Genomic DNA, 21,935 nt, shown 5'->3' on the forward strand with positions numbered 1-21,935 from the left:
TATTTTCTCAAGCCGTCCAGCCGTGCCGTCCACGACTCACGCGAATCCGTGTCGACGCTCGGACACCATTCGGCGGCTCGCTACGCTTAACACGGTTCCGTGAGAAAGACGAACGAATGCTCGAGGGAGTCAACGTTGCACTCGGAGTGACGGGGTCGATCGCCGCCGTCAAGACCGTCGAACTGGCCCACGAGTTGCGACGGCGGGGTGCCGACGTTCGGGGCGTGATGACCGACAGCGCACGGGGGATCGTCCACCCCTGGGCGATCGAGTTCGCCACCGACGACGACGTCGTCACCGAGATCACGGGGAGCGTCGAACACGTCGACCTGTGTGGATACGACGGGTGGGCCGACGTCTTCCTCGTCGCACCGGCGACGGCGAACACGGTCGGCAAGATCGCCGGAGCCGTCGACGACACGCCGGTCACGACGTGTGCGACGACGGCCCTGGGTGCCGACACCCCCGTCGTGATCGCGCCAGCAATGCACGAACCGATGTACGATCATCCCGGCGTCCTCGAGGCGATCGATACCGTCTCCTCGTGGGGCGTCGAGTTCGTCGATCCGCGAATCGAGGAGGGGAAAGCCAAGATCGCGCGCGAAGAAGCGATCGTCTGCGACGTCGCACGGGCGGCGAGCGACCGGCCGCTCGAGGGTAACCACGTCGTGGTGACGAGCGGGGCGACGAGCGAGTCGATCGATCCCGTTCGCGTCCTCACGAACCGTTCCTCGGGGAGGATGGGACGAGCGGTCGCGCGAGCCTGTTACGTTCGCGGAGCCGACGTTACGCTCGTCCACGACGGTGACGAGGTCCCGTACGCGAACGTTCGCGCAGTCGAGAGCGCCGCCGAGATGCTCGCGGCGACGCGAGACGCCTGTGCAGACGCCGACGCGCTCGTCTCCGCGGCTGCGATCGGGGATTACACCGTCGAGGCGAGCGCGGAGAAGATCAGATCGGGCCAGGACCTGACACTCGAACTCGAGCCGACGCCCAAGCTCATCGACGAGATCCGCGACGAGCGTCCGGCGGTTCCCATCGTCGGTTTCAAAGCCGAGACATCGGGGGACGAGCGTTCGATGCTCGAGCGGGCGAGGGAGACGCTCGAGCGGGCCGATCTCGCGTTCGTCGTCGCCAACGACGCGAGCGTGATGGGCTCCGATCGAACGCGCACACTCCTGGTTCACGAGAACGACGCCGCCCGCTACGAAGGAACGAAAGCCGGGTTAGGCGACGAGATTGCGGATTCGATCGCGGCTATCCTGACCGACGACATGCCGAGAAACTAACGGGTCAGGAGAATTATATAGGTGGCGTTCTTGCCAGGAAATAATGGGTGTACGTCCGGCGACGAAACCGAACGATATCGAGAAGCGGGAGGTGATCCGTGGTGGCACAGCGACACCGCGCTGAGGAGGTCGCGACCGACGACAGTTCCGGTGGGATCGGCGGCCTCGAGGCGACGAGCGATGACGGTGACGTCTGCGCCGACGATGGTACAAACGCGGACGTGTCGACCGATTCCGAAGGCGGGGACGGTGCGACGGATCCACTTCCCAAAGGGGAGATCTTCGAGGTTCTGCGGAATCAACGACGACGGTACGTCCTTCACTATCTCAAACAGGACGATCGACCCGTCGAACTCGGTGACCTCGCACAGCAGGTCGCCGCCTGGGAGTACGAGACGACGCTCGAGGACGTGACGCCCGAACAGCGAAAACGGGTCTATACCACGCTTCAACAGACTCATCTCCCCAGGATGGACGAGGCAGGCATCCTCACGTTCGATTCGGACGACGGCGTTATCGCGGGAACCGATCGTACGCGAGACATCAGCGTCTATCTCGAGATCGTTCCGAGCCACGAGTTCGCTTGGCGAGAGCTGTATCTCTCGCTCGGTGCGATCAGTTGTGCACTGGTCGCCGCTCTCTGGCTCGAGATCTATCCGTTGACGCTGCTTTCTGCGCTGACCTGGACGGGGATCGTTGCCGTGACGATAACCGCGACCGCGGTGGCACACATCTATCACGAACGCCACATGCGGCTGGGACACGGCGAACAGCCACCTGAGCTGAGCTTTCGGACCGACGACTGATTCGACCGGGCGGATCGTCAGCTTTTACTCGGATAGCGCCCGACCCACGACATGGATCAGCTACAGCGTTCGCTTCTCGAGGCACCGATCGTCGAGAAAAACGGCTACCACTACTTCGTCCATCCGATCAGCGACGGCGTCCCGAAGCTCGACCCGGGACTCCTCCGGGAGATCGTTATTCGAATCATTCGGAAGGCAAAACTCGACGACGTCGACCGGATCGTGACGCCCGCAGCGATGGGTATTCACATCTCGACTGCGGTCTCGTTGATGACAGATATTCCGCTAACGGTGATCCGCAAGCGACAGTACGGTCTCGAGGGAGAGGTCGCGATCTCCCAGGAGACCGGCTACTCGGAGAACGAAATGTACATCAACGACGTCTACGAGGGTGAACGCGTGCTCGTACTCGACGACGTTCTCTCGACCGGCGGCACGCTTGCGTCCGTTCTCGAGGCGCTCGATGCGATCGGGGCGGAAGTCGTGGATACGATCGCGGTAATCAAGAAGGTCGGCGGCGAGAACAAGGTCGACGACGCGGGATACGACGTGAAGACGCTGGTCAACGTCGACGTCGTCGACGGCGAGGTCGTGATCGTGGACGAAAACGGAGATTCCTGAGTCGGACCGCCGTCCCTCAGTGCACAATACCTATATCGGGTCCGTCGGAAGGACTGTGGTATGGGCGAGCGAGAGGGAACTGCCGGCGCTTCCGGGCGACGATCGGTTCTTCGTGCGATCGCATCGACGGGAGCGCTCGGGGTTGCAGGCTGTCTCAGCGTCGACGGGACGGACCCCGTTGAGATAGGCTCGGACGCCGAACGGCTAATCTACGACGGGTTTGAAGAAGAAGGCGTCGAGCCTCCCGTGGAGACGACTATTTACGCGAACGCTGAGAACGACGAGCGGTCGCGCTGGGCACAACTGGTTCAACACGAACTGAACGAGACGGAACTGTTCGAGATCGATTTCCAGCAACTCGAGTGGACGAGTTACGAACAGCTGTGTCTCAACATGGCCGACAACGAGGAGAACTGTCTCATCACGATGGATATCAGCGGCGGCTGGGATCCCCACTCCTACGTCAACTTCCTCTTTCACTCCCAGCATCAGGCACCGGACGGGTTCAACTTCAACCACTTCGCGGACGACCGGGTGGACGAACTGATCGACGACGGTCGAACCGAGAGCGACCAGACGCGTCGAATCGAGCTCTATCAGGATCTCCAGGAGCGACTCGTCCAGCAGTTGCCGATCTCGGTGATCAGGTTCGGTGAGGAGGTGACGGTGTACAGAACCGAGTCCGTCGAGCGCTGGCGACAGTACCCGCTTCCGGGAAGCGAGTACGAAGCGGTCTACGCACCGTACGCGGGCGAGTACCTCGAGCTCTCGAAAGAAGACGGCAGTACAGAGCTCGTCGGCGACGCCGTCGCCACCGTGTCGAACTCCGACCCGACTCGAATGCTCGATACGACGTCGAACATGGCGACGACCCTCATCTACGAGGGGTTACTCACCGCCGATTTCGACGGACGACCGCGACCTCAGCTTGCGGCCGACTGGGAGCAACTCGACGCGACGACCTACCGGTTCGATTTGCGAGAGGGAGTCACGTTTCACAACGGCGAACGCTTCGTCGCCGATCACGTCCGCGCGTCGTTCGAGCGATACGAGGGGACGCCACGGGCCAACGACGTCTACGACTGGTACGACGGCGTGGACGTTATCAGTGACACCGAACTCGAGATCCATCTCGTCGGGGAGTACGGTCCGTTCGAATCCGGCGTCGGCGTCCCGATCGTTCCGCTCGCCGCGTCCGAGGACGGCGACCTCGATCTCTCGGTCGAACCCGTCGGTACCGGTCCCTATCAGTTCGACGAGTACGCAGACGGCGAATTCTGGCGGATCGAACGGTACGACGGCCACTGGTTCGACGGCGACGAGAACGTTCCCGCGACCCCGCCGGTCGAAACCGTCACGATGCGGATCATCACCGAGGCGGCGTCGAGACAAGCCGCCCTCGAGGCCGGCGAGATCGACGTCGCGACCGGTCTGCCGGCGACCAGCGTTACCGGCCTCGACGCGGCCGAGGAGTACGGCGTCGAGCGATCAGTCGCCGGCGCGATCGACTTCCTGGTGTACCCGCTCTACCTCGAGCCGTTCGGAAACCCCTCGGTTCGTCGCGGAATCGACCGACTGCTCCCGAGAGAACGGATTCTCGAGGAGGTGTATGCGGACAGCGGGACCGTCGGATACACGCCGGTTCCCTCGCTGCTTTCGGAGTACACCACTCCCGAGTTCGAAGCGTACATCGTCGACGAGTATCTCGAGTAAGCCACGAACGGTATGTGAATCGACACCATGTCGATCGGAAGATACGCACTCAGGCGGACGCTGATTTCGATCCCGGTACTGCTGGGTGCAACCGCGATCACCTTTTCGTTCGTCCACATCGCACCGGGGGATCCGGTCGACGTTCTCGTCGGCTTCGACGCCGTCGACGACGCCACCAGGGACGCCCTCAGAGCGGAGTTCGGCCTCGACCGACCGCTCTGGCAGCAGTACCTGCTCTGGCTCGCTGACGTGCTGGTCCTCGAGTTCGGTGAGTCGCCAATCACCGGCCGCGAGGTCGGTGCGACGATCGGTGACCGTCTTCCGGCGACGCTCCTGCTCGGACTCTCGGCCTGGGTTCTGTCGCTTTCGATCGGGATTCCTGCGGGGATCTTCGCGGCCACGAACCAGGGCGAAATCGAGGACGAGGTCGGCCGAATCGCCGCGCTCGCCGGCATCGCGACGCCGAACTTCTGGCTGGGTCTCGTCCTCCTGTTCGTCTTCGGCGTCCAACTGGGCTGGTTCCGGGTCACGCCGCCCGACGCGTCGTTACTGAGCCTCGAGATGCTGTGGTTCATGGTGCTCCCGGCGATCACGCTCGGGACGGCCGCTGCTGCGCTGGTGATGCGGTTGATGCGCGCGTCGATGCGTCAGGAGCTTCGCAAGGAGTACGTCATGGCCGCACGCGCGAGGGGGCTCTCCGAGCGGACGGTGGTTCTGAAACACGCGCTTCGAAACTCGTTGACAGCCGTCGTAACCGTCGCCGGCCTCCAGATCGCGTTTCTCGTCGACGGCGCGATCGTCGTCGAGCAGGTGTTCTCCTGGCCCGGAATGGGCCTCCTTCTGGTCGAATCGGTCGGCAGGCGGGACCTTCCGGTCGTCCAGGCCATCGTGTTGCTCATCGCCGTCTCGGTGGTCGTCGCCAACCTGCTCGTCGACATCGCCTACGCCGTTCTCGATCCCCGAATCCGATACGACCGATGACACGACCAGAACCCACGCGACGCGGCCGAATACGAATCGAGGGCTTCGATGAGCGCCGCACATCCGATCAGCTCGAGACGGACGAGCGAACCGCGACCGGTTCCTCCGACTCGGTCGAGCGGCTCCGTTCCGCTGGCTGGAACTCGACGGAGACCGACCGGAACCCACGCGTCGATTCGGCACGGAGTCGGTTACTGAATTTTCGTCGCGGACGGCGACTCGAGGACGTCTGGCGTCGGTTTCGCTCGAGCCGGACGGCGCTCCTGGGATTCGTGATCGTCGCGGGGTTGTCGCTGGTGACGATCTTCGCTCGGCCGATCGAACTCTCCGCCGTCGGCTACACGCTTACCGTCCAGCCGTTCTCGCTCGCCCCCTACGATCCGAGCGCCCAGTACGTCGGCCCGTCGAACGCGGGACCGTCGCTTGCCCACCCCTTCGGCACCGACTGGGCGGGCCGTGACGTGCTCTCGCGCGTTCTCGCCGGCGGCCGATTCAGCCTCAGCATCGGCGCGCTCGCCGTTGCCCTGGCGCTGTGCGTCGGCGTTCCCCTCGGCGCGATCGCGGGCTACTTCGGCGGCTGGGTCGACGAGACGATCATGCGGCTGGTCGATACGCTGTATGCGTTTCCGTTTCTCGTGCTCGCGATCGCGGTCGTCGCGATCTTCGGTCAGGGCTACTGGAACGTCGTCGCAGCACTCGCCGTCACCGGCTGGCTCTCTTACGCCCGCCTGCTGCGAGGCGAGGTCCTCTCGATCGTCGATCGCGAGTACGTCGACGCCTCGAAAGCCCTCGGCACGCCCCACCGAACGATTCTCGTCCGACACGTGATCCCGAACGCGATCGCGCCCGTGATCGTCCAGGCGACGCTGAACGTCGGGACGGTCGTCCTCGCGGCGGCGGCGCTGGGTTTTCTCGGACTCGGGCTCGAGGCCGGCACCGCCGAGTGGGGGACGATGCTCGCGGGCGGCCGGTCGTCGCTCCTTCAGGGCCACTGGCACATCACCGTCTTCCCCGGGCTCGCGATCTTCCTGTTCGTTCTCGGAACCAACCTCGTCGGTGACGGACTCTCCGACGCGCTCGATCCACAAAGCGAGTTCGAACGGAGGATTCGCTGATGGCGCTGCTCGAGGTCGAGAATCTCACGGTCCAGTTCTACACCGACGACGGCGTCGTTCGAGCCGTCGACGGACTCAGCTACGAGATCGAACGCGGCGAGACGTTCGGCCTCGTCGGGGAAAGCGGTGCGGGAAAAAGCGTCGCTTCACGTGCCCTGCTCCGGCTGATCGATTCGCCGGGAGAGATCGTCGACGGAACGATCCGAGTTGGCGGTCGAGACCTCCTCGAACACTCGGACGAGGAACTCCGGGCGCGTCGTGGGAACGACGTCGCGATGGTGTTTCAGGACCCGAACGCGACGCTCAACCCGGTCTATACCATCGGTGAGCAGATCACCGAGACGATCCGCGCCCACGGCGTTGCGACCGGTTCGGATGCGCGAACGCGGGCGCTCTCGCTGCTCGATCGCGTCGGGATCCCCGACCCGGCCGGCCGGTACAGCGCCTATCCACACGAGCTTTCCGGCGGCCTGGCACAGCGGGCCGTGATCGCGATGGCGCTGTCGTGCGACCCCGACCTGTTGATTCTCGACGAACCGACTACCGGCCTCGACGTCACGATTCAGGCCCAGATACTGGCGTTGCTCGACGAGCTTACCGAGACGTTCGGAACGGCGGTTCAACTCGTCACGCACGACCTCGGGGTCGTCGCGGAGTGCTGCGACGAGGTCCTGGTGTTGTACGCCGGCCAGGCGGTCGAACGGGCCTCCGTCGAGGAGCTGTTCTACGACCCGGCACACCCGTACACGGCCGGGCTGATGGCGTCGATCCCACGCATCGGGCAGGAAGTCGACCGCCTCTCGACCGTCCCCGGCGCGATGGCCGACCCCGTCCATCCGCCGACCGGCTGTCGCTTTCACCCGCGTTGTCCCTACGCCGAACCGATCTGTGAGACGCGCGGGACGGAGCTCGTCGGCACCGAAACGGGCGATCCGGTGTCGAGAACTCCCGAGAACGAACACGTCGCCGCCTGTCACGAATACACCGGCGAACTGGACGGTGGCCTCGAGTACGAGGTTCGGATCGACGACGGTCGACGGAACGAATCCGCCGGAGCCGAAAACGTAGAGTCGAAGGAGCCATGAGCGAACGCGACGACGCCCTGATCCGCGCTGAAGGGGTCGAAAAGCGGTATTCGACAGCGTCCGGCTTCCTCGAGCGACTGTTCCGCACCGGCGAGACGGTCCCCGCCGTCGACGGCGTCGATCTCGCGGTACGGTCCGGCGAGACGCTCGGGGTGGTCGGAGAGAGCGGCTGCGGAAAGACCACCCTCGGACAGGTGCTCGTGGGTCTCGTCGAACCGACCGCCGGAACGGTGACGTACCGCGATATCGACGTCACGGCACCCTCGAGGGTCGAGCGACGGACGCTTCGACAGGACGTCCAGTACGTCTTTCAGAACCCGACCGCGAGCCTCGATCCTCGCCTCCCCGTCGACGACCTCGTCCGCGAACCGCTGGCGGTCCACGACGTCGTTCCCGGCCGTCGGCGGGGCGATCGAGTGGGCGAACTCCTCGAGATCGTCGGACTGGATCGGAGCCACGCCGGTCGATATCCGGATGAGCTCTCCGGCGGCCAGCGCCAGCGGGTCGCGATCGCCCGCGCGCTCGCCGTCGAGCCCGAACTTCTCGTCCTCGACGAACCCGTCTCGGCGCTCGACGCCGCAGAGCAGGCGAGGGTGCTCAACCTCCTGGCCGATCTTCAGGCCGCGTTCGAACTCTCGTATCTGTTCATCAGCCACGACCTCGCGGTCGTCGAACACGTTTCCGATCGGATCGCCGTGATGTACCTCGGACGGATCGTCGAACGGGGACCGACCGGGACGCTCTTCGACGGCGACGTCCACCCCTACACCGAGGCGCTGTTGTCTGCGATTCCCGAACCCGATCCGCGCTGGCAGGGCGAGCGGATTATCCTCGAGGGCGACGTTCCCTCGCCGACCGACCCGCCGTCGGGCTGTCGGTTCCACACCCGCTGTCCGAAAGTGATTCCGCCCACCGCACTCGACCTCGAACCCGAGACGTTTCGTGGAGTGATGCGTCTTCGGTCCCGCCTCGAACGCATCGAGGACGCCGATGACTTCCGCGAGTCCGTTCACACCAGTTCGACCGACGCCGGGGAGAAGGCGATCAGTACAGCGATCCGTGAGAGAGACGCCATTCCCTCGACGCTTCGGGACTCGAGCGCCGAGGAGGCGCTCTCGGCGGCGCTCGAGTCGATCGCAGCCGGTGACCTCGAGGCGGCCCGCGGCCGTCTCGCATCGACGTTCGAAACGCCCTGCGAAAGCGAGGAGCCGGCGTTGCGCCCGAGTACCGGTTCGACGTCGAGAGGCGTCCCGGATCGGAACGATTGCCGTCGCGACGAAACTGGAGAGACGCATCTGGTCGCCTGCCACCGGTTCGACGACGAATTCGACGATCGATCCGGAAAACGTCCGAATTCGGAGGCCTCGAAATGACCCGCCCCGGTGACGGCGAACGGGCGCACAGAGGGAACGGCAGCGACTCGTTTACGCCCGCGACGAGCGAGGACGAGAACGCTCGGCGTTCGATCGACTGGGACGCGTTCAGCCACGCGTTCGTTCCGATGGGGCTCCGCTCGCGAGCGATCGCAGTCGACGTTTCGACCGACAGGGACGTCTACGACGCCGGCGAACCGGTCCGGATCACGGTCGAGTTTCGTAACCGGCTCCCGTTTCCGATCCGTCTCCGGACGGACTCGCCCAACCGCTGGACCTGGGCCGTCGACGACGTGACCGCCGCCTCGACCGTCCCTCGAACCGTTCCCGACCGTCCATCGGCGTTTTCGTTCGCTCGAGGGGAACGCAAGCGTTTCCACCGGACCTGGTCACAGCGGATCCGAGTCGACGAACGCGAGTGGGTCCCCGTCGAGTCGGGAACCCACGCGCTCTCGGCTCGCGTCAATCGCGATGACGCCGTCGATCGAGGACTGATCGACCGAACGACGATCGAAATCGAGGACGGTCGGTGACCGGCCTGAGCACTCGAGACCGAAACAGAGCGCGGAACGGTCCCGTGCTATTGCTCCTCGAGCGCGGCGGCGATCGCCTCGAGTTCGGCTTTCCGGAACGGGCGGTCGGCCTGGGTCGGATCGACGTCCTCGAGGGCGCCGATCGTCCGGAGCACGCCGGCTCGCATCTCTGATTTCGGTGGAAACGGATTCGTCTCGATATCGTATCCCACGGCGTCACAGAGCGCACCGAGTGCCTCTTTGGTGAAGGCGGTCGACTCGATCCGCTCGTATCTCCCCAGCGCCTCTCGGATCTCGTTTCGGAGATCGTCGACAGTTGGTGACATACGGTACTCGACGGAACGACTCGAGGTGTAGATTTCGGTCGTCGTCCAAACGACACCGCCGCTCGCGGTGTTGCTCGCGGTAAAAGTAGCGGGAGGTAGATTTGAACCACGCAAAGACGTGCTCGCTGGCGCTGTGCGCGTCTTTTCTCGTTCAAATTCGCGGTAAAAGTAGCGGGAGGTAGATTTGAACTACCGATCTGCGGGTTATGAGCCCGCCGGAATCTCCTGGCTATCCCATCCCGCTGTCTCATCGTAACCGAGTACGGTAGTTAAGGGTTGTGTTTCGGGGACGGTGTGGGGTTTTCCCCCTCACTCACGGTGTACCTTCCACGTGAGGAGACTCTCGAACGTGTAGTTGACGACGAACCCGACCGCGAGGCCGACGACGTTGGCGGCCAGATACCAGACTCCGAACCCGTACACCAGCGCCGTCAACACGGAAAGCGTCACCAGAAACCCGGCGAACCGAACGCCGTTCGATCGGAGAAACCGTCGACCGACGGCTCGAGGGCCCGTCGAGCCGAATCCCGAGAACGTCCATCGCTCGTTGATGACGAAGATGACCACGATCGAAAGCTCCCAGGAGATCGCCTTCGCGATGACTGGTCCGAGGCCGGCCAGTTCGACCAGCACCGCGAGTGCGACGATGTCGACCGTTGCCCCCGCCAGACCCACCCCCGCAAACTGCGTAAACCGGCCTGGCGACAGCAACGCACGAGTGCGCATCTGTACGGCCTCGAGAACGGACTCGGTCATCGATCCGTTCGGGGAGAGCGCTCCCCGGTGTAAAAGGATGAGGAATGCAGCGGAAACCGCTGATTCACACCGGAGATCGGCCGGATCGATACGCTCTAGACGGCGAGCGATTAGTGGCAAGACATTTATGCAACTCCGTCAAGTATTCTATATGGTTGTTATCAGGTCCCTCAAACGAACGCCCGGCCTCCTCCGCTCGGAGCCGATTATCTTCGTCCCCATTCTGGTAATCGGGCTCCTCCAGGCCCCACAGTTGTTCGCACAGTCGCTCGATCCCGTCGTATCGACGGTCGTCTCGCTCGTCATGACCGGTCTGTTCGTGTTCGTCATGCCGTTTTTCTTCGGCGGCCTCATCGGAATGGTCAACGATGTCGCGACGAGCGGCCGCACCTCTCTCGGACGGTTCATAGGGCACGGAAAGACGTTTTACCTCTCGATACTGGGTGCGTATCTGATCGTGTTCGCCCTCACGATGACCCTCGGATTCGCCCTCGGAATCGGCGTCGTCGTCGGAGTGATCGGCCTCTTCGCATCGGGCGGCAGCGCGCTGGCGATCGCGGTCGTCGTGCTCCTCTTGCTCGTCTTCCTCGTCATCTACCTCGCGATAATCGCCGTCTTCCAGTTCTACGGCCACGCGGTCGTCCTCGACGGCGCTCGAGCGGTCGACAGTCTCAAACGGAGTTTCGACGTCGTCAGGACCAACCTCCGACAGGTCGTCGGCTACTACCTCGTCTTGATCGTCGGTGGAGTCGTCATCGGAGGGATATACGGCGCGATGATGTTGCTGTTGTTCCCGCCGGCGACGCCGGGCGAACCCGCGCCGATGCCCGATCTCGGTCCCGCGCTCGTCGGCGTCGGTGGATCGGCGCTCCTGACGACCCTCTTCGGTGCCGTCTTCCTGGTGTACTCGGTGGTCTTCTACCGCGCGATCACCGGACTCGACGAACCGACGACGGAGTCGTCCGAACCCAGCGCGCTCTAGGACAACGCCTCGCTTCGATCCGATCGTCGAAATCGCAAGACGATTAGGCGTCGATCACCATTCGGGAGACATGAGCGATCCGCGGGTCGTGACGACGCTCGAGTCCTTTCGAGCGGCTGCTCGGAGGGATTCCGCGGGGGCGGAGATGAGCGGGCCGTCCGCGACTCGCAGCGTTCGCGTTCCGGTCGAAGTACGGGTCACCGTCGAGGACCCGTTCGTCGCGTACAGGCGAGTACGCGACGACCGAACCGACGGTGCCTACCTCGAGACGACCGGCGGCCAGCCCGGTTGGGGCTACTTCGGCGTCGATCCGATCGACCGACTCACGGTCGGTTCCGACGCGGTCACGGCTGTGCGGTCCGGCGACGGATCACCGACGCTCGCCGCACTCGAGGGGATGCTCGAGCGCGACCGACTCGTCCGCGGCGACTGCGACGTTCCCTACCCCTGCGGAGCGATCGGCTGGCTCTCCTACGACGTCGCCCGCGAACTCGAGGAGCTCCCGGATTCGGCCGTCGACGATCGAAGCCTGCCCCGGCTCGAGGTCGCCGTCTACGACCGGCTCGCGGCGTGGACGGAGCCGGTCGACGAGGAGGCGACGCTCCGCGTGACGGCCTGCCCCCGCGTCGAAGTGGCTGACCTCCCACGGGGCGAATCCAGGGACGACACTCTCGAGACGCAGAGCGAACCCGCCGAACACGACGGCCCCGATATCGCCGTCGATCTCGAGAACGCGTACGACCGCGGCCGCGAGCGCGCTCTCGAACTCGCACGGCGGGCGCTCGAGGGCGATCCCGACACCGCCGACCCACCGATTTCGACGCCGGCTGCGACGTTCGAAAGCGACTGCGGTCGCGAGGCGTTCGCCGGCCGGGTGCGACGGGTCAAAGAGTACGTCAGGGACGGCGACACCTTCCAGACGAACGTCTCCCAGCGTCTGGCCGCCCCCGCCGCGGTCCATCCGGTCGCCGCCTACGACGCCCTGCGACGGGTCAATCCAGCACCGTACTCGTGTCTGCTCGAATTCCGCGCGCTCGATCTGGTGAGTGCGAGCCCGGAGCTGTTGCTCGAACGGGACGGGCGGTTCGTCCGAACCGAACCGATCGCCGGAACCAGACCGCGCGGCGAGACGCCGGTCGAGGACGAGGCGCTCGAGGAGGACCTCGTCGGTGACGAAAAAGAACGCGCCGAACACGCGATGCTGGTCGACCTGGAGCGAAACGACCTCGGCAAGGTCTGTGCGTTCGGCTCGGTCGACGTCGAGGAGTACCGCCGTATCGACCGCTACGCCGAAGTGATGCACCTCGTCTCGAACGTGACCGGACGACTGGGCTCGACGGCGTCGCTCGCGGATGCGATCGCGGCGGTCTTTCCCGGCGGGACGATCACGGGCGCGCCAAAGCCCCGAACCATGGAGATCATCGACGAACTCGAGGCGACCAGACGCGGCCCCTACACCGGAAGCGCCGGGATCTTCGGCTTCGACGGACGTGCGACGCTGAACATCGTCATCCGAACGCTCGTGCGCCACGACGACGAGTACCACCTCCGCGTGGGTGCGGGAATCGTCCACGACTCCGATCCGAACCGAGAGTACGACGAAACGCTCGATAAGGCGCGAGCGCTGCTCACCGCGGTCGACGACGCACTCGGTGACCGGGCGGGACTCGGTCTCGAGACGGACGATGAGCGATCGACGTCGGACGACTCCGACTCGAGGGTGCCTGATACCGGAGGTGAATCAGACGACAATGACAAGCACTGAGGCCAGAATCCTCGTCGTCGACAACTACGACTCGTTCGCGTACAACCTCGTCCAGTACGTCGGTGAGGTAGCGGACGAGGTAGTCGTCCGGCGAAACGATCGGATCGATCTCGAGGACGTCCACGACCTCGATCCGACCGGAATCGTCGTCTCTCCGGGTCCGGGAACGCCACAGGAGGCGGGAATCTCGATCCCGCTGTTCACCACGAGTCGGTATCCGATTCTCGGCGTCTGTCTCGGCCACCAGGCGCTGTGTGCCGCAAACGGCGCGCCGATCGTCCACGCCTCTGAGATCGTCCACGGCAAGCCCTCGACGGTCTCTCACGACGGCGACGGAATCTTTTCGGGACTGCCGGAGACGGTTCAGGTCGGGCGCTATCACTCGCTGGCCGTCGGTCGGCGGGATCTCCCCGACGCGCTCGAGGAAACCGCTCGGACGACCGACGACCGCGGCGTGTTGATGGCGGTCCGCCACCGCGATCGACCCCACATCGGTGTCCAGTTTCACCCCGAAAGCATCTTGACGCGTCGCCAGGACGAAACGCGCGAGGGGGAGTCCGCCGGCGAGCGCGGGCAGGGCATCTCGCTCGAGGTCGGCAAACGGATGATCGCGAACTTCTGTCGGTTCGCCGCCGCGGTGACCGACGAAGCGCGATCGACCGAGGAAACGTCCGACGAGGGACGATCGTGACCGACGAACTCCGCTATCACGTCGACGGCGAACTCGTTCCCGCATCCGAGGCAGCCGTCAGCGTCGACGACCGCGGCTTTCGCTACGGCGACGCCGCCTTCGAAACGCTCCGAGCCTACGGCGACACGGTGTTCGCCTGGGACGCCCACGTCGAGCGCCTCGAGGAGACCTGCGCGGCGCTCTCGCTCGACCACGGCCTCTCGAGTGCGGATCTTCGAGGACGAATCGACGAGACGCTTTCGGGGAACGGCCTCTCGGACGCTTACGTCCGGCTGTCGATCACGCGCGGCGTCCAGCCCGGAAAGCTAACCCCCCATCCGGACGTGGGTCCGACGGTCGTGGTTTACATCAAAGCGCTTCCTCGGGGCGGTCTCGAGGGAGATCCGGTCTGGGACGGACCCGCAGCCGTCCGGACGGTCGAAACTCGACGGCTGCCGGACGAGGCGATCCCGGCGAGCGCCAAGACGCACAACTACCTCAACGGAATTCTCGCCCGCGCCGAACTCGCCGGTTCCACGGGGTCGGTCGACGCGCCGGACGAAGCGCTCATGCTCGATCTCGACGACAGCGTGGCCGAGGGCGCGACGAGTAACCTGTTTTTCGTCCGAGACGGGACGCTCCACACCCCCTCGACCGACGGACCGGTTCTTCCGGGGATCACCCGCGACATCGTTCTCGAGTTGGCTCGAGAGTGCGATCTTCCGCTCGAAGAGGGTCGATACGGGATCGACGACGTTCGCGAGGCCGACGAAGCCTTCCTGACCAACCGAACGTGGGAGCTGCGTCCGGTCGGAACCGTGGACGGCGTCGAGATCGGCGGCGGTCCCGTCACCGCTCGTCTCTCGAGGCTGTACGACGAGCGCGTCGAATCGGCCTGTTATCGCACCTGACCGGGTTCCGGCTTCAGTAGCTTCAAGCGTCGGCGTAGACGAGGGTTTTGTGTGCTATTTCGAGGGCGGAAACGGCTCGTGAGCGTCTGGCGGCGCGTATTCGACCTCTCCTGGCCGGTGATGGTCGAACAGTTCCTCCGGACGCTCATGCGGACGACGGACGTGGCCGTGACCGGACTGTTCTCTCCCGCCGCGATCACCGCCGTCGGGCTTGCCGATCTCTACGCTCGGCTGCCGCTTCGAATCGGACTCGGCCTCGGTAGCGGCGTCATCGCGCTCTCGAGTCAGGACACCGGAAGCGGAGAGAGCGGGAACCGGGACGAAGCGATCTCGCAGGCGGTGATACTCGGGGCACTGGCTGGAGTTCCGTTCGCCGTGTTCGGGGTGCTGTTCGGTCAGTGGGCGATCAGCATTCTCGGTGCCGAGTCCGAGGTCGTTCGCATGGGTGGGATCTATCTGGCGATCATCTTCGTGACCAGTCCCGCACGTCACGTCGCAATCGTGGCCTCGCGGTCGATTCAGGGTGCGGGTGATACGCGGACGCCGATGTACGTCAACGTCGTCTCGAACGGACTCAACATCGTCGGTACCGTCGTCCTCGGTCTGGGGCTCGGACCGGTCCCGCAACTACAGATCGTCGGCGTCGGGATCGCGACGGCGGTTGCCAACGTCCTCTCCGCTCTCGCGCTCGTCTTCGCGCTCTGGACGTCGTGGGCGCCCGCCGGCTTCGCCCGGCCGCGCCAGTGGACCATCACGAAACAGCTACTCCAGATCAGCGCGCCGCGGATTCTCGAGGGGATGTCGACGTTCGTCATGGAGTTCCCGTTCAACGCGATCTTGCTCGTCTTCGGCACGGAGGTCAACGCAGCCTACCAGATCGGCCGCCGCGTCTATCAACAGATCACCGCTCCGCTGTCGCGCGGTTATCGAACGGGAACCAGCATCGTCGTCGGTCAGAACCTGGGCGACGGGAACGTCGACGGCGCCCGATACGACGGCTGGGCTGCGGCGCTGCTGGGGCTCGTGACGGTCGGCTCGCTGGGCGGGCTCCTCTTTCTCGGAGCCGAGCCGCTCGTCGCGTTCTTCACGGACGATCCAGAGACGCGACGCGTTGCAGCCGAATTCGCTCGAGCCTACGCGGTCGCAGCGCCGTTTACCGTGCTGTACGCCGTCCTCTCCGGCGCACTCACGAGCGGGAGCGACACCCGGACGCCGTTCGTCGGGCGGGTCTCGGGCATGTTCTTCGGCATGCTCGGCGTTTCTTACGCGTTCGGGATCGTCCTCGGCTACGGCATACCGGCGCTGTATGCGTCGATCGTCGTCTACTACGTCTGGGCCACGGCGTACGTCGCCCGTGGCTTCTATCGCGGCGGCTGGATCGAACGGACACAGACCATGATGGCGGAGCGGGGAAGTTCACCCGGCAAAGATTGACGGCCCCGACGCTCAGACAACGATCGACGGTCCCGACGTTCGAGCAACGGTCGACGGCCCCGTCGTCCGAAGAACAGCGGATGGTGCCACGCGTTCGCTTCCGAACCGCGCTTCCGTCGGGCGATCGGGTGTCCATCGGCGATCAGTGGCACCCACCGTCCGCCTCGGAACCGGGAACGGTTCGGTCCGGATCGTCCGAGTCACGTGGCGTCTCGAGAAGCTCTCGGTCCGTCCCCGCGAACTCGAGGATGAACTCCGAGCCAAAGGCGGTTGCGGGCGTCTGGAATCCGGGCGGAACGCGATCGGCTGACTCCTCCCCATCCGACCGACCAGCCAGCAGCCGCTCGGCCGCGCCGACGGCAGTGTGGGCGGTCAGCGCGTAAACGTTCGGCGTCCGGAGTCTCGCTCGCACGCGTCGGCTCGGTTCGTCCCGTTCGCGTATTTCGCCCCAGATCGTCATCGTGCCCTCGGCCAGTTCACGATCACCGGGACCGTCGAGGATCGCCTCGAGCAACCACGACAGCGAGCGTTCGACCGGTCGGATCTCGAGTAATCCGGCGAGAGAATCGGCCGTTGCCATCGCTCGTGCCATCCACGGCGGCATCGCGGCGTACACCTCGACCGATTCGACGCCGGCGCTCCGTGGCGCAGTCACGACGTCGCCAAGCGGGATCGTCACGGCGTGTTCGGGGCCGTCCCCGAAGTCGATCCGTCTGGATCGAAACGCCGCCGGAACGTTGACGAGACGACCGTTCCGACGAACGACGCCGCCGTCACCGGCGAGCCCGGCCAGCGTGCGAGCGGTCCCGCTCGAGGGCGTCCCCCTCCCTTTGATTCCGAGGGTGAGTTTGTCGCCCGACGGGAGCCGTTCGGAAAGATATCGGGCGAGACAGTCGGTCGGAACGACGTCGAATCCGACGCCCGGGAGCAGCGTTACGCCGGCGTCTCGGGCCGACTCGTCGCGCTGTCGGAGCCGCTCGAACACCGGAAACTCGCCGGTGATATCGAGGTAGTCCGTTCCCGTCTCTATACAGGCATCGACCAGCGTATCGGCCGTCTCGACGAACGGACCCGCACAGTTCAAGAGGACGTCGAACTCCCGGACGTGAGCCGCGACGTCGTCCGTCTCGAGGTCGAACACTCGTCCGTCGACGCCGAGAGCGGCCGCTTGCGTGGAGAGGCGCTCGCCGTCGCGGCCGGCGACGGTCAGTGAGTTCACTCCCCGCGAGACGGCTTCGTTCGCGATCAACCGGCCGGTGTAGCCGTAGGTGCCGTAGACGAGAAGTGACGGCATACCTGGCGTTGATCGCTCGAGGTGTTAAAGCTCCGTCAGACGGTCGTCCGATCCTCCCCGTCCGTTCGGATCGACTCGCCCACGGCGACGTCGATCGATGCTAGCGAACGACGACCGGCGTAACCAGATCCCGTTCCTGGTCGTACTCGAGTAATCCCGCGTCGATCAGCCGAGGCATGTGATCGTGATAGAGCGAAATGTAGACGTTCGCGACGTGCTCCGGCGACAGCTCCGCGACGCTGGTACCGGTCTCACGGACGGCGACCTCCTCGGCTGCGTCGGGGAGCGTGAGCGCTTCGCCATAGGTTCGCATCACCTGAAGAAACAGCCGGCGACGCTCGTTCGCGAGTAACTCGAGCGACGCGTCGACGGCGTCGGCCCTCGTTTCGCGGCCGTCGAGCCACTCGAGTACTGCACGAACGAACTCGACGCGATCGGACTCGGGGTGGGGCGAGGCAGTCATTCGTATCTCGGAGCTCCCTCGAGCGCTCTGGGACTGATGGTCGGAGACTGGGACGAGAATCGCTGGCCGTCACGAGCCGCTGTGACGCTTACCTGTCGATCGAGGGAGACTCTACCGGTTCCTCTCCCCGACGATAAATATTAGTATCGAATATCCTCGACGGATGTCCGAAATGTTGACCGTCAGTCGATCGCGAACGTCGGCTCCGCGATCGACTCGCTCTTACAGGAGGGGCATCTCGAGGGACGGTTCAACAGGTCGTCGAAATCGTCGAATCCACAGTCACGACAGGTCGGGGGTGCGACGAGGAACCGGTCGTCGCCGGCGTCGATCGACCGGGCGACGTGGTGGACGTGGTCGATCACCGCGCCCGACGTCAACTCGAAGTCAGCCGCGAGTTCGCTCGGCGTTGCCGGCTCCGATCGTAACGCATCAGCGAGTCGCTGACGGGTCGTTTCGTCTGCCTCTCGCATACCGAAACTGAGTGCTTGGTCGTCTTATACTGTTGGACGAAACTGACAGTAGTGATAGTGGTACCGGATACTACCGGTACAGGGCCTGAAACCCCGTCAGACGGGGATTCGGGCACATAAATGAGCGGTGAATGAAAGGGGAAGTAACTTACCTCGTGGCGGCGAACGGGGGTGCATGAAGGCAGTCGTCCTCGCAGGCGGATACGCGACTCGGATGTGGCCGATCACGAAACATCGTCCGAAGATGTTCCTTCCGATCGGTGAGTCGACGGTCATCGATCGTATCTTTGCAGAACTCGAGGCGGATACGCGAGTCGATTCGGTCTACGTCAGTACGAACGAACGCTTTGCCCCGGACTTCGAGGCGCACCTGGCCGAAAGCGAGTTCGAAAAACCTCAGCTCTCGGTCGAGGAGACGACCGAAGAAGACGACAAATTCGGCGTCGTCGGCGCGCTCGCGCAGTTGATCGATCGGGAGGACGTCGACGACGACCTGCTGGTGATCGCGGGCGACAACCTGATCAGTTTCGACGTCTCCGACTTTCTCGATTACTTCGAACGTCAGGGTACACCGACGCTCGCCGCCTACGACGTCGGCTCCCGCGAGAAGGCCAAATCCTACGGGCTCGTCGAACTCGAGGACGATCGTGTCGTCGACTTTCAGGAGAAGCCGGCCGATCCAAAGAGTACGCTCGTCTCGATCGCCTGTTATGCGTTCCCACGCGATTCGGTCTCCCTGCTCTCGACGTATCTCGAGGAGGGGAACAACCCGGACGAGCCCGGCTGGTTCGTCCAGTGGCTCCAGAACCGCGAGCCGACGTACGCCTACACCTTCGAGGATGCGTGGTTCGATATCGGAACCCCAGAGAGCTATCTCGACGCCGTCTCCTGGCATCTCGATGGTGACTCGCTCGTCGCGGAGTCGGCCACCCTCGAGAACGCGACGATCGGTGAGAACGTCCACGTCATGAACGACGTTCGCCTCGAAGAGACGAACCTCGATCACGCCGTCATTTTTTCGGATGCGACGGTCCAAAACGGCGATATCAGGCGCTCGATCATCGACGAGGGAACTCACCTCGAGGACCTGGATCTCGCCGGTGCTCTCATCGGCGCACACACGACCATTACGAACGGACCGCCGTGACGAGCTGATCGCTACGACGGACGGACCGCCGTGGCGAACGACTGCCGGAACCGTCTCGAGGTCACGTTCCGAGCCGTCCAGTAGAACGGTTTCGTCAGCAACCCCTTCGAATTCTCTGTTCGATCCGTCACCGATTGGAACAAACCGTCTCGACGGCCGAGTAAACATTTAATCGGGCCGAGCCCTAAGCACCGACTATGCTCGATGTCCTCTTCGGGAACATGCCGCTGGTGCTTCTGTCGGCGGGACTCATCCTGATGGCGCTCGAGGCGCTCTCGCCCGGTGCACACCTCATCGTCATCGGCGTTGCACTGGTCGGCGCGGGACTGGTCGGCGTCCTCTTTCCGACTGCCGCCAGTCCGTTCATCCTCGCGGCGCTTACGCTGTTCATCGGACTGATCGCGACGTACGTCTACCGCGAGTTCGACTTCTACGGCGGTAAAGGAACCCCACAGACCAGCGATTCCGGCTCGCTCGCGGGATCGACGGGATACGTCACCGAGCCGATTACGACTCGAGAGGGAGAGGTTAAACTCGACGAGGGCGGGTTCGCGCCGTTCTACAGCGCACGGACGACGAGCGGCTCGATCGAGGAGGGCGAAGAGATCATCGTCCTCGACCCCGGCGGCGGAAACGTCCTCACCGTCGAAGCGCTCAGTTCGATCGCCGACGACGAGATCGATCGTGCGCTCGCGGAAGAGACTCCGGCCGACGGTGACTCGGCATCCGAACCGTCGTCTGACGTCCACGAAGACTCCGAACTCCCCTCGAGCAGGGACGAATCGACCGTCACCGACAACGATACCGACGAGTCCACAGCCACCGAGCGAGAAACGGAGAAGTCGAGCTAGTACCTCGCACATGTCTCTGAAACAAGGGAACGTTTTTCCCGTCACCACAACAAGGACGAGCTATGGTCCTAGAACTGCTGCCCATGCAAACGACGGGCGGTGCACTGTTGTTCATCGGTGCACTCGTCCTCGTCGTCGTCATCGCTGCGCTACTCAGCGCGATCGAAATCGTAGACGCTTACGAAAAGCGCGCACTGACGGTCTTCGGTGAGTACCGGAAGCTCCTCGAGCCCGGTATCAACTTCGTTCCGCCGTTCGTCTCGAACACCTATCGCTTCGACATGCGAACCCAGACGTTGGACGTTCCCCGTCAGGAAGCGATCACGCGGGACAACTCCCCGGTCACGGCCGATGCCGTCGTCTACATCAAAGTGATGGACGCAAAGAAGGCGTTTCTCGAGGTCGACGACTACAAGAAGGCGACCTCGAACCTCGCTCAGACCACCCTCCGTGCCGTCCTGGGCGACATGGAACTCGACGACACGCTGAACAAGCGCCAGGAGATCAACGCGAAGATCCGACACGAACTCGACGAACCCACCGACGAGTGGGGAATTCGCGTCGAGAGCGTCGAAGTGCGCGAGGTCAACCCATCCAAGGACGTCCAGCGCGCGATGGAACAACAGACCTCCGCCGAGCGGAAACGCCGCGCGATGATCCTCGAGGCACAGGGAGAACGCCGTAGCGCCGTCGAGAAGGCGGAGGGTGACAAACAGAGTGAGATCATCCGCGCACAGGGTGAAAAACAGAGCCAGATTCTCGAGGCACAGGGTGACTCCATTTCGACCGTCCTGCGCGCTCGCTCGGCCGAATCGATGGGCGAACGCGCGGTCATCGACAAGGGGATGGACGCGCTGACCGAGATCGGCCAGAGCGAGTCGACGACGTTCGTACTCCCACAGGAGCTGTCCTCGATGATCGGCCGCTACGGTAAGCACCTCTCGGGAAGCGACGTCAAAGACGGCGACGACAAACTCGACAGTCTGGACTTCAACGAGGAGACTCGCGAACTGATCGGACTCGACGACATTTCCGAGATCATCGGTGAGATCGATCAGGAAGCGGATATGGACGTCGAAGCGATGGAACAGGAAGCCCAGGCGATCAAAGAGGGGAAAGATCCGTCGACGATCTCTGATCCCGAAGACGTTATCGAGGAGATGGATCAGGACTTCCAGGAACAGACCGACGGCGGTATCGACGACCGCGGTGACGCCGAGGACACGACGACGAACAACTGACGCGGCGTCTCCCCGGTTCCGGCGTTCAATTATTGAGACAGTCCAGTTGCAATGAAGGAGGCAGAGCGAAACCTGTTTTACCGGTCGGCTCGTCTTGCCAGTAGGT

Annotated in this window: 22 protein-coding genes and 1 tRNA gene; 17 read left to right on the top strand and 6 right to left on the bottom strand. The window is 64.1% G+C overall.

What is annotated here, in order from left to right:
• Positions 1-116 precede the first annotated feature (116 nt).
• The 9 genes from coaBC to EA462_RS01130 all read left to right on the top strand — a co-directional run bounded on the left by coaBC (position 117) and on the right by EA462_RS01130 (position 9,516).
• A complete protein-coding gene (gene coaBC / locus EA462_RS01090; protein WP_124176730.1) occupies positions 117-1,289 on the top strand; it encodes a bifunctional phosphopantothenoylcysteine decarboxylase/phosphopantothenate--cysteine ligase CoaBC in 1,173 nt (390 codons plus the stop codon).
• A gap of 221 nt (positions 1,290-1,510) precedes the next feature.
• The gene (locus EA462_RS01095; protein WP_124177172.1) at positions 1,511-2,095 is read left to right on the top strand and encodes a DUF7344 domain-containing protein; all 585 of its coding nucleotides are present in this window, start codon (positions 1,511-1,513) and stop codon (positions 2,093-2,095) included.
• A gap of 51 nt (positions 2,096-2,146) precedes the next feature.
• Positions 2,147-2,716 (top strand): hypoxanthine/guanine phosphoribosyltransferase, encoded by a 570-nt coding sequence (gene hpt, locus EA462_RS01100; RefSeq protein ID WP_124176731.1) that lies wholly within the window; start codon positions 2,147-2,149, stop codon positions 2,714-2,716.
• Between the two features lie 60 nt (positions 2,717-2,776).
• Positions 2,777-4,429 (top strand): ABC transporter substrate-binding protein, encoded by a 1,653-nt coding sequence (locus tag EA462_RS01105; protein ID WP_124176732.1) that lies wholly within the window; start codon positions 2,777-2,779, stop codon positions 4,427-4,429.
• Between the two features lie 27 nt (positions 4,430-4,456).
• Positions 4,457-5,410, top strand: a complete 954-nt coding sequence (locus tag EA462_RS01110; protein WP_124176733.1) for an ABC transporter permease — start codon at positions 4,457-4,459, stop codon at positions 5,408-5,410.
• The gene (locus tag EA462_RS01115) at positions 5,407-6,525 is read left to right on the top strand and encodes an ABC transporter permease (protein ID WP_124176734.1); all 1,119 of its coding nucleotides are present in this window, start codon (positions 5,407-5,409) and stop codon (positions 6,523-6,525) included. Before EA462_RS01110 ends, EA462_RS01115 begins: the two co-directional genes overlap by 4 nt.
• Positions 6,525-7,610: an ABC transporter ATP-binding protein gene (locus tag EA462_RS01120; RefSeq protein ID WP_124176735.1), complete on the top strand. Its 1,086-nt coding sequence runs from the start codon at positions 6,525-6,527 to the stop codon at positions 7,608-7,610. Before EA462_RS01115 ends, EA462_RS01120 begins: the two co-directional genes overlap by 1 nt.
• Positions 7,607-8,983 carry an ABC transporter ATP-binding protein gene (locus EA462_RS01125; RefSeq protein WP_124176736.1) on the top strand — a complete coding sequence of 459 codons (1,377 nt, stop codon included), beginning with the start codon at positions 7,607-7,609 and terminating at the stop codon, positions 8,981-8,983. Before EA462_RS01120 ends, EA462_RS01125 begins: the two co-directional genes overlap by 4 nt.
• Positions 8,980-9,516 (top strand): hypothetical protein, encoded by a 537-nt coding sequence (locus tag EA462_RS01130; RefSeq protein WP_124176737.1) that lies wholly within the window; start codon positions 8,980-8,982, stop codon positions 9,514-9,516. The genes EA462_RS01125 and EA462_RS01130 overlap by 4 nt, the downstream gene beginning before the upstream one ends.
• Before the next feature lie 47 nt (positions 9,517-9,563).
• Here the strand turns inward: EA462_RS01130 and EA462_RS01135 are convergent, their stop codons facing one another.
• From EA462_RS01135 to EA462_RS01145, 3 genes are all read right to left on the bottom strand, one after another.
• Entirely contained in the window at positions 9,564-9,842 is a 279-nt protein-coding gene (locus tag EA462_RS01135; RefSeq protein ID WP_124176738.1) for a hypothetical protein, read from the bottom strand.
• 169 nt (positions 9,843-10,011) lie between these two features.
• Positions 10,012-10,086 (bottom strand) — tRNA-Met (locus tag EA462_RS01140).
• Between the two features lie 65 nt (positions 10,087-10,151).
• Entirely contained in the window at positions 10,152-10,598 is a 447-nt protein-coding gene (locus tag EA462_RS01145) for a GtrA family protein (protein WP_124176739.1), read from the bottom strand.
• Positions 10,599-10,749: 151 nt separating this feature from the next.
• On the opposite strand from EA462_RS01145, the gene EA462_RS01150 reads away from it, so the two are divergent.
• From EA462_RS01150 to EA462_RS01170, 5 genes are all read left to right on the top strand, one after another.
• Positions 10,750-11,580, top strand: a complete 831-nt coding sequence (locus tag EA462_RS01150; RefSeq protein ID WP_124176740.1) for a DUF7847 domain-containing protein — start codon at positions 10,750-10,752, stop codon at positions 11,578-11,580.
• Positions 11,581-11,650: 70 nt separating this feature from the next.
• The gene (locus EA462_RS01155; protein ID WP_124176741.1) at positions 11,651-13,345 is read left to right on the top strand and encodes an anthranilate synthase component I family protein; all 1,695 of its coding nucleotides are present in this window, start codon (positions 11,651-11,653) and stop codon (positions 13,343-13,345) included.
• Positions 13,332-14,036 (top strand): anthranilate synthase component II, encoded by a 705-nt coding sequence (locus tag EA462_RS01160; protein ID WP_124176742.1) that lies wholly within the window; start codon positions 13,332-13,334, stop codon positions 14,034-14,036. The genes EA462_RS01155 and EA462_RS01160 overlap by 14 nt, the downstream gene beginning before the upstream one ends.
• On the top strand, positions 14,033-14,926 hold the full coding sequence (locus EA462_RS01165) for an aminotransferase class IV (protein ID WP_124176743.1): 894 nt from the start codon (positions 14,033-14,035) through the stop codon (positions 14,924-14,926). The genes EA462_RS01160 and EA462_RS01165 overlap by 4 nt, the downstream gene beginning before the upstream one ends.
• Positions 14,927-15,046: 120 nt before the next feature.
• A complete protein-coding gene (locus EA462_RS01170) occupies positions 15,047-16,360 on the top strand; it encodes an MATE family efflux transporter (protein ID WP_124177173.1) in 1,314 nt (437 codons plus the stop codon).
• A 142-nt stretch (positions 16,361-16,502) separates the two neighbouring features.
• Here the strand turns inward: EA462_RS01170 and EA462_RS01175 are convergent, their stop codons facing one another.
• The 3 genes from EA462_RS01175 to EA462_RS01185 all read right to left on the bottom strand — a co-directional run bounded on the left by EA462_RS01175 (position 16,503) and on the right by EA462_RS01185 (position 18,590).
• Positions 16,503-17,654: a saccharopine dehydrogenase family protein gene (locus EA462_RS01175; RefSeq protein WP_124176744.1), complete on the bottom strand. Its 1,152-nt coding sequence runs from the start codon at positions 17,652-17,654 to the stop codon at positions 16,503-16,505.
• A 100-nt stretch (positions 17,655-17,754) separates the two neighbouring features.
• The gene (locus EA462_RS01180) at positions 17,755-18,117 is read right to left on the bottom strand and encodes a DUF7344 domain-containing protein (RefSeq protein ID WP_124176745.1); all 363 of its coding nucleotides are present in this window, start codon (positions 18,115-18,117) and stop codon (positions 17,755-17,757) included.
• A 182-nt stretch (positions 18,118-18,299) separates the two neighbouring features.
• Complete coding sequence (locus EA462_RS01185) at positions 18,300-18,590, bottom strand: transcriptional regulator (protein ID WP_124176746.1); 291 nt, start codon at positions 18,588-18,590, stop codon at positions 18,300-18,302.
• Positions 18,591-18,765: 175 nt separating this feature from the next.
• Between EA462_RS01185 and EA462_RS01190 the strand changes: the two genes are divergently transcribed.
• The 3 genes from EA462_RS01190 to EA462_RS01200 all read left to right on the top strand — a co-directional run bounded on the left by EA462_RS01190 (position 18,766) and on the right by EA462_RS01200 (position 21,829).
• A complete protein-coding gene (locus EA462_RS01190) occupies positions 18,766-19,737 on the top strand; it encodes a sugar phosphate nucleotidyltransferase (protein ID WP_124176747.1) in 972 nt (323 codons plus the stop codon).
• Positions 19,738-19,934: 197 nt separating this feature from the next.
• A complete protein-coding gene (locus EA462_RS01195; RefSeq protein WP_124176748.1) occupies positions 19,935-20,588 on the top strand; it encodes an NfeD family protein in 654 nt (217 codons plus the stop codon).
• Positions 20,589-20,650: 62 nt separating this feature from the next.
• Positions 20,651-21,829: an SPFH domain-containing protein gene (locus tag EA462_RS01200; protein ID WP_124176749.1), complete on the top strand. Its 1,179-nt coding sequence runs from the start codon at positions 20,651-20,653 to the stop codon at positions 21,827-21,829.
• Positions 21,830-21,935: the final 106 nt, after the last annotated feature.

Source organism: Natrarchaeobius halalkaliphilus, from assembly GCF_003841485.1.
GTDB classification, from domain to species: domain Archaea; phylum Halobacteriota; class Halobacteria; order Halobacteriales; family Natrialbaceae; genus Natrarchaeobius; species Natrarchaeobius halalkaliphilus.

Coding starts and splice junctions, on each gene's coding strand:
- coaBC (WP_124176730.1), top strand. CDS start 117: ATGCTCGAGGGAGTCAACGTTGCACTCGGAGTGACGGGGTCGATCGCC.
- hpt (WP_124176731.1), top strand. CDS start 2,147: ATGGATCAGCTACAGCGTTCGCTTCTCGAGGCACCGATCGTCGAGAAA.
- EA462_RS01105 (WP_124176732.1), top strand. CDS start 2,777: ATGGGCGAGCGAGAGGGAACTGCCGGCGCTTCCGGGCGACGATCGGTT.
- EA462_RS01110 (WP_124176733.1), top strand. CDS start 4,457: ATGTCGATCGGAAGATACGCACTCAGGCGGACGCTGATTTCGATCCCG.
- EA462_RS01115 (WP_124176734.1), top strand. CDS start 5,407: ATGACACGACCAGAACCCACGCGACGCGGCCGAATACGAATCGAGGGC.
- EA462_RS01120 (WP_124176735.1), top strand. CDS start 6,525: ATGGCGCTGCTCGAGGTCGAGAATCTCACGGTCCAGTTCTACACCGAC.
- EA462_RS01125 (WP_124176736.1), top strand. CDS start 7,607: ATGAGCGAACGCGACGACGCCCTGATCCGCGCTGAAGGGGTCGAAAAG.
- EA462_RS01130 (WP_124176737.1), top strand. CDS start 8,980: ATGACCCGCCCCGGTGACGGCGAACGGGCGCACAGAGGGAACGGCAGC.
- EA462_RS01135 (WP_124176738.1), bottom strand. CDS start 9,842: ATGTCACCAACTGTCGACGATCTCCGAAACGAGATCCGAGAGGCGCTG.
- EA462_RS01145 (WP_124176739.1), bottom strand. CDS start 10,598: ATGACCGAGTCCGTTCTCGAGGCCGTACAGATGCGCACTCGTGCGTTG.
- EA462_RS01150 (WP_124176740.1), top strand. CDS start 10,750: ATGGTTGTTATCAGGTCCCTCAAACGAACGCCCGGCCTCCTCCGCTCG.
- EA462_RS01155 (WP_124176741.1), top strand. CDS start 11,651: ATGAGCGATCCGCGGGTCGTGACGACGCTCGAGTCCTTTCGAGCGGCT.
- EA462_RS01160 (WP_124176742.1), top strand. CDS start 13,332: ATGACAAGCACTGAGGCCAGAATCCTCGTCGTCGACAACTACGACTCG.
- EA462_RS01170 (WP_124177173.1), top strand. CDS start 15,047: ATGGTCGAACAGTTCCTCCGGACGCTCATGCGGACGACGGACGTGGCC.
- EA462_RS01175 (WP_124176744.1), bottom strand. CDS start 17,654: ATGCCGTCACTTCTCGTCTACGGCACCTACGGCTACACCGGCCGGTTG.
- EA462_RS01180 (WP_124176745.1), bottom strand. CDS start 18,117: ATGACTGCCTCGCCCCACCCCGAGTCCGATCGCGTCGAGTTCGTTCGT.
- EA462_RS01185 (WP_124176746.1), bottom strand. CDS start 18,590: ATGCGAGAGGCAGACGAAACGACCCGTCAGCGACTCGCTGATGCGTTA.
- EA462_RS01190 (WP_124176747.1), top strand. CDS start 18,766: ATGAAGGCAGTCGTCCTCGCAGGCGGATACGCGACTCGGATGTGGCCG.
- EA462_RS01195 (WP_124176748.1), top strand. CDS start 19,935: ATGCTCGATGTCCTCTTCGGGAACATGCCGCTGGTGCTTCTGTCGGCG.
- EA462_RS01200 (WP_124176749.1), top strand. CDS start 20,651: ATGGTCCTAGAACTGCTGCCCATGCAAACGACGGGCGGTGCACTGTTG.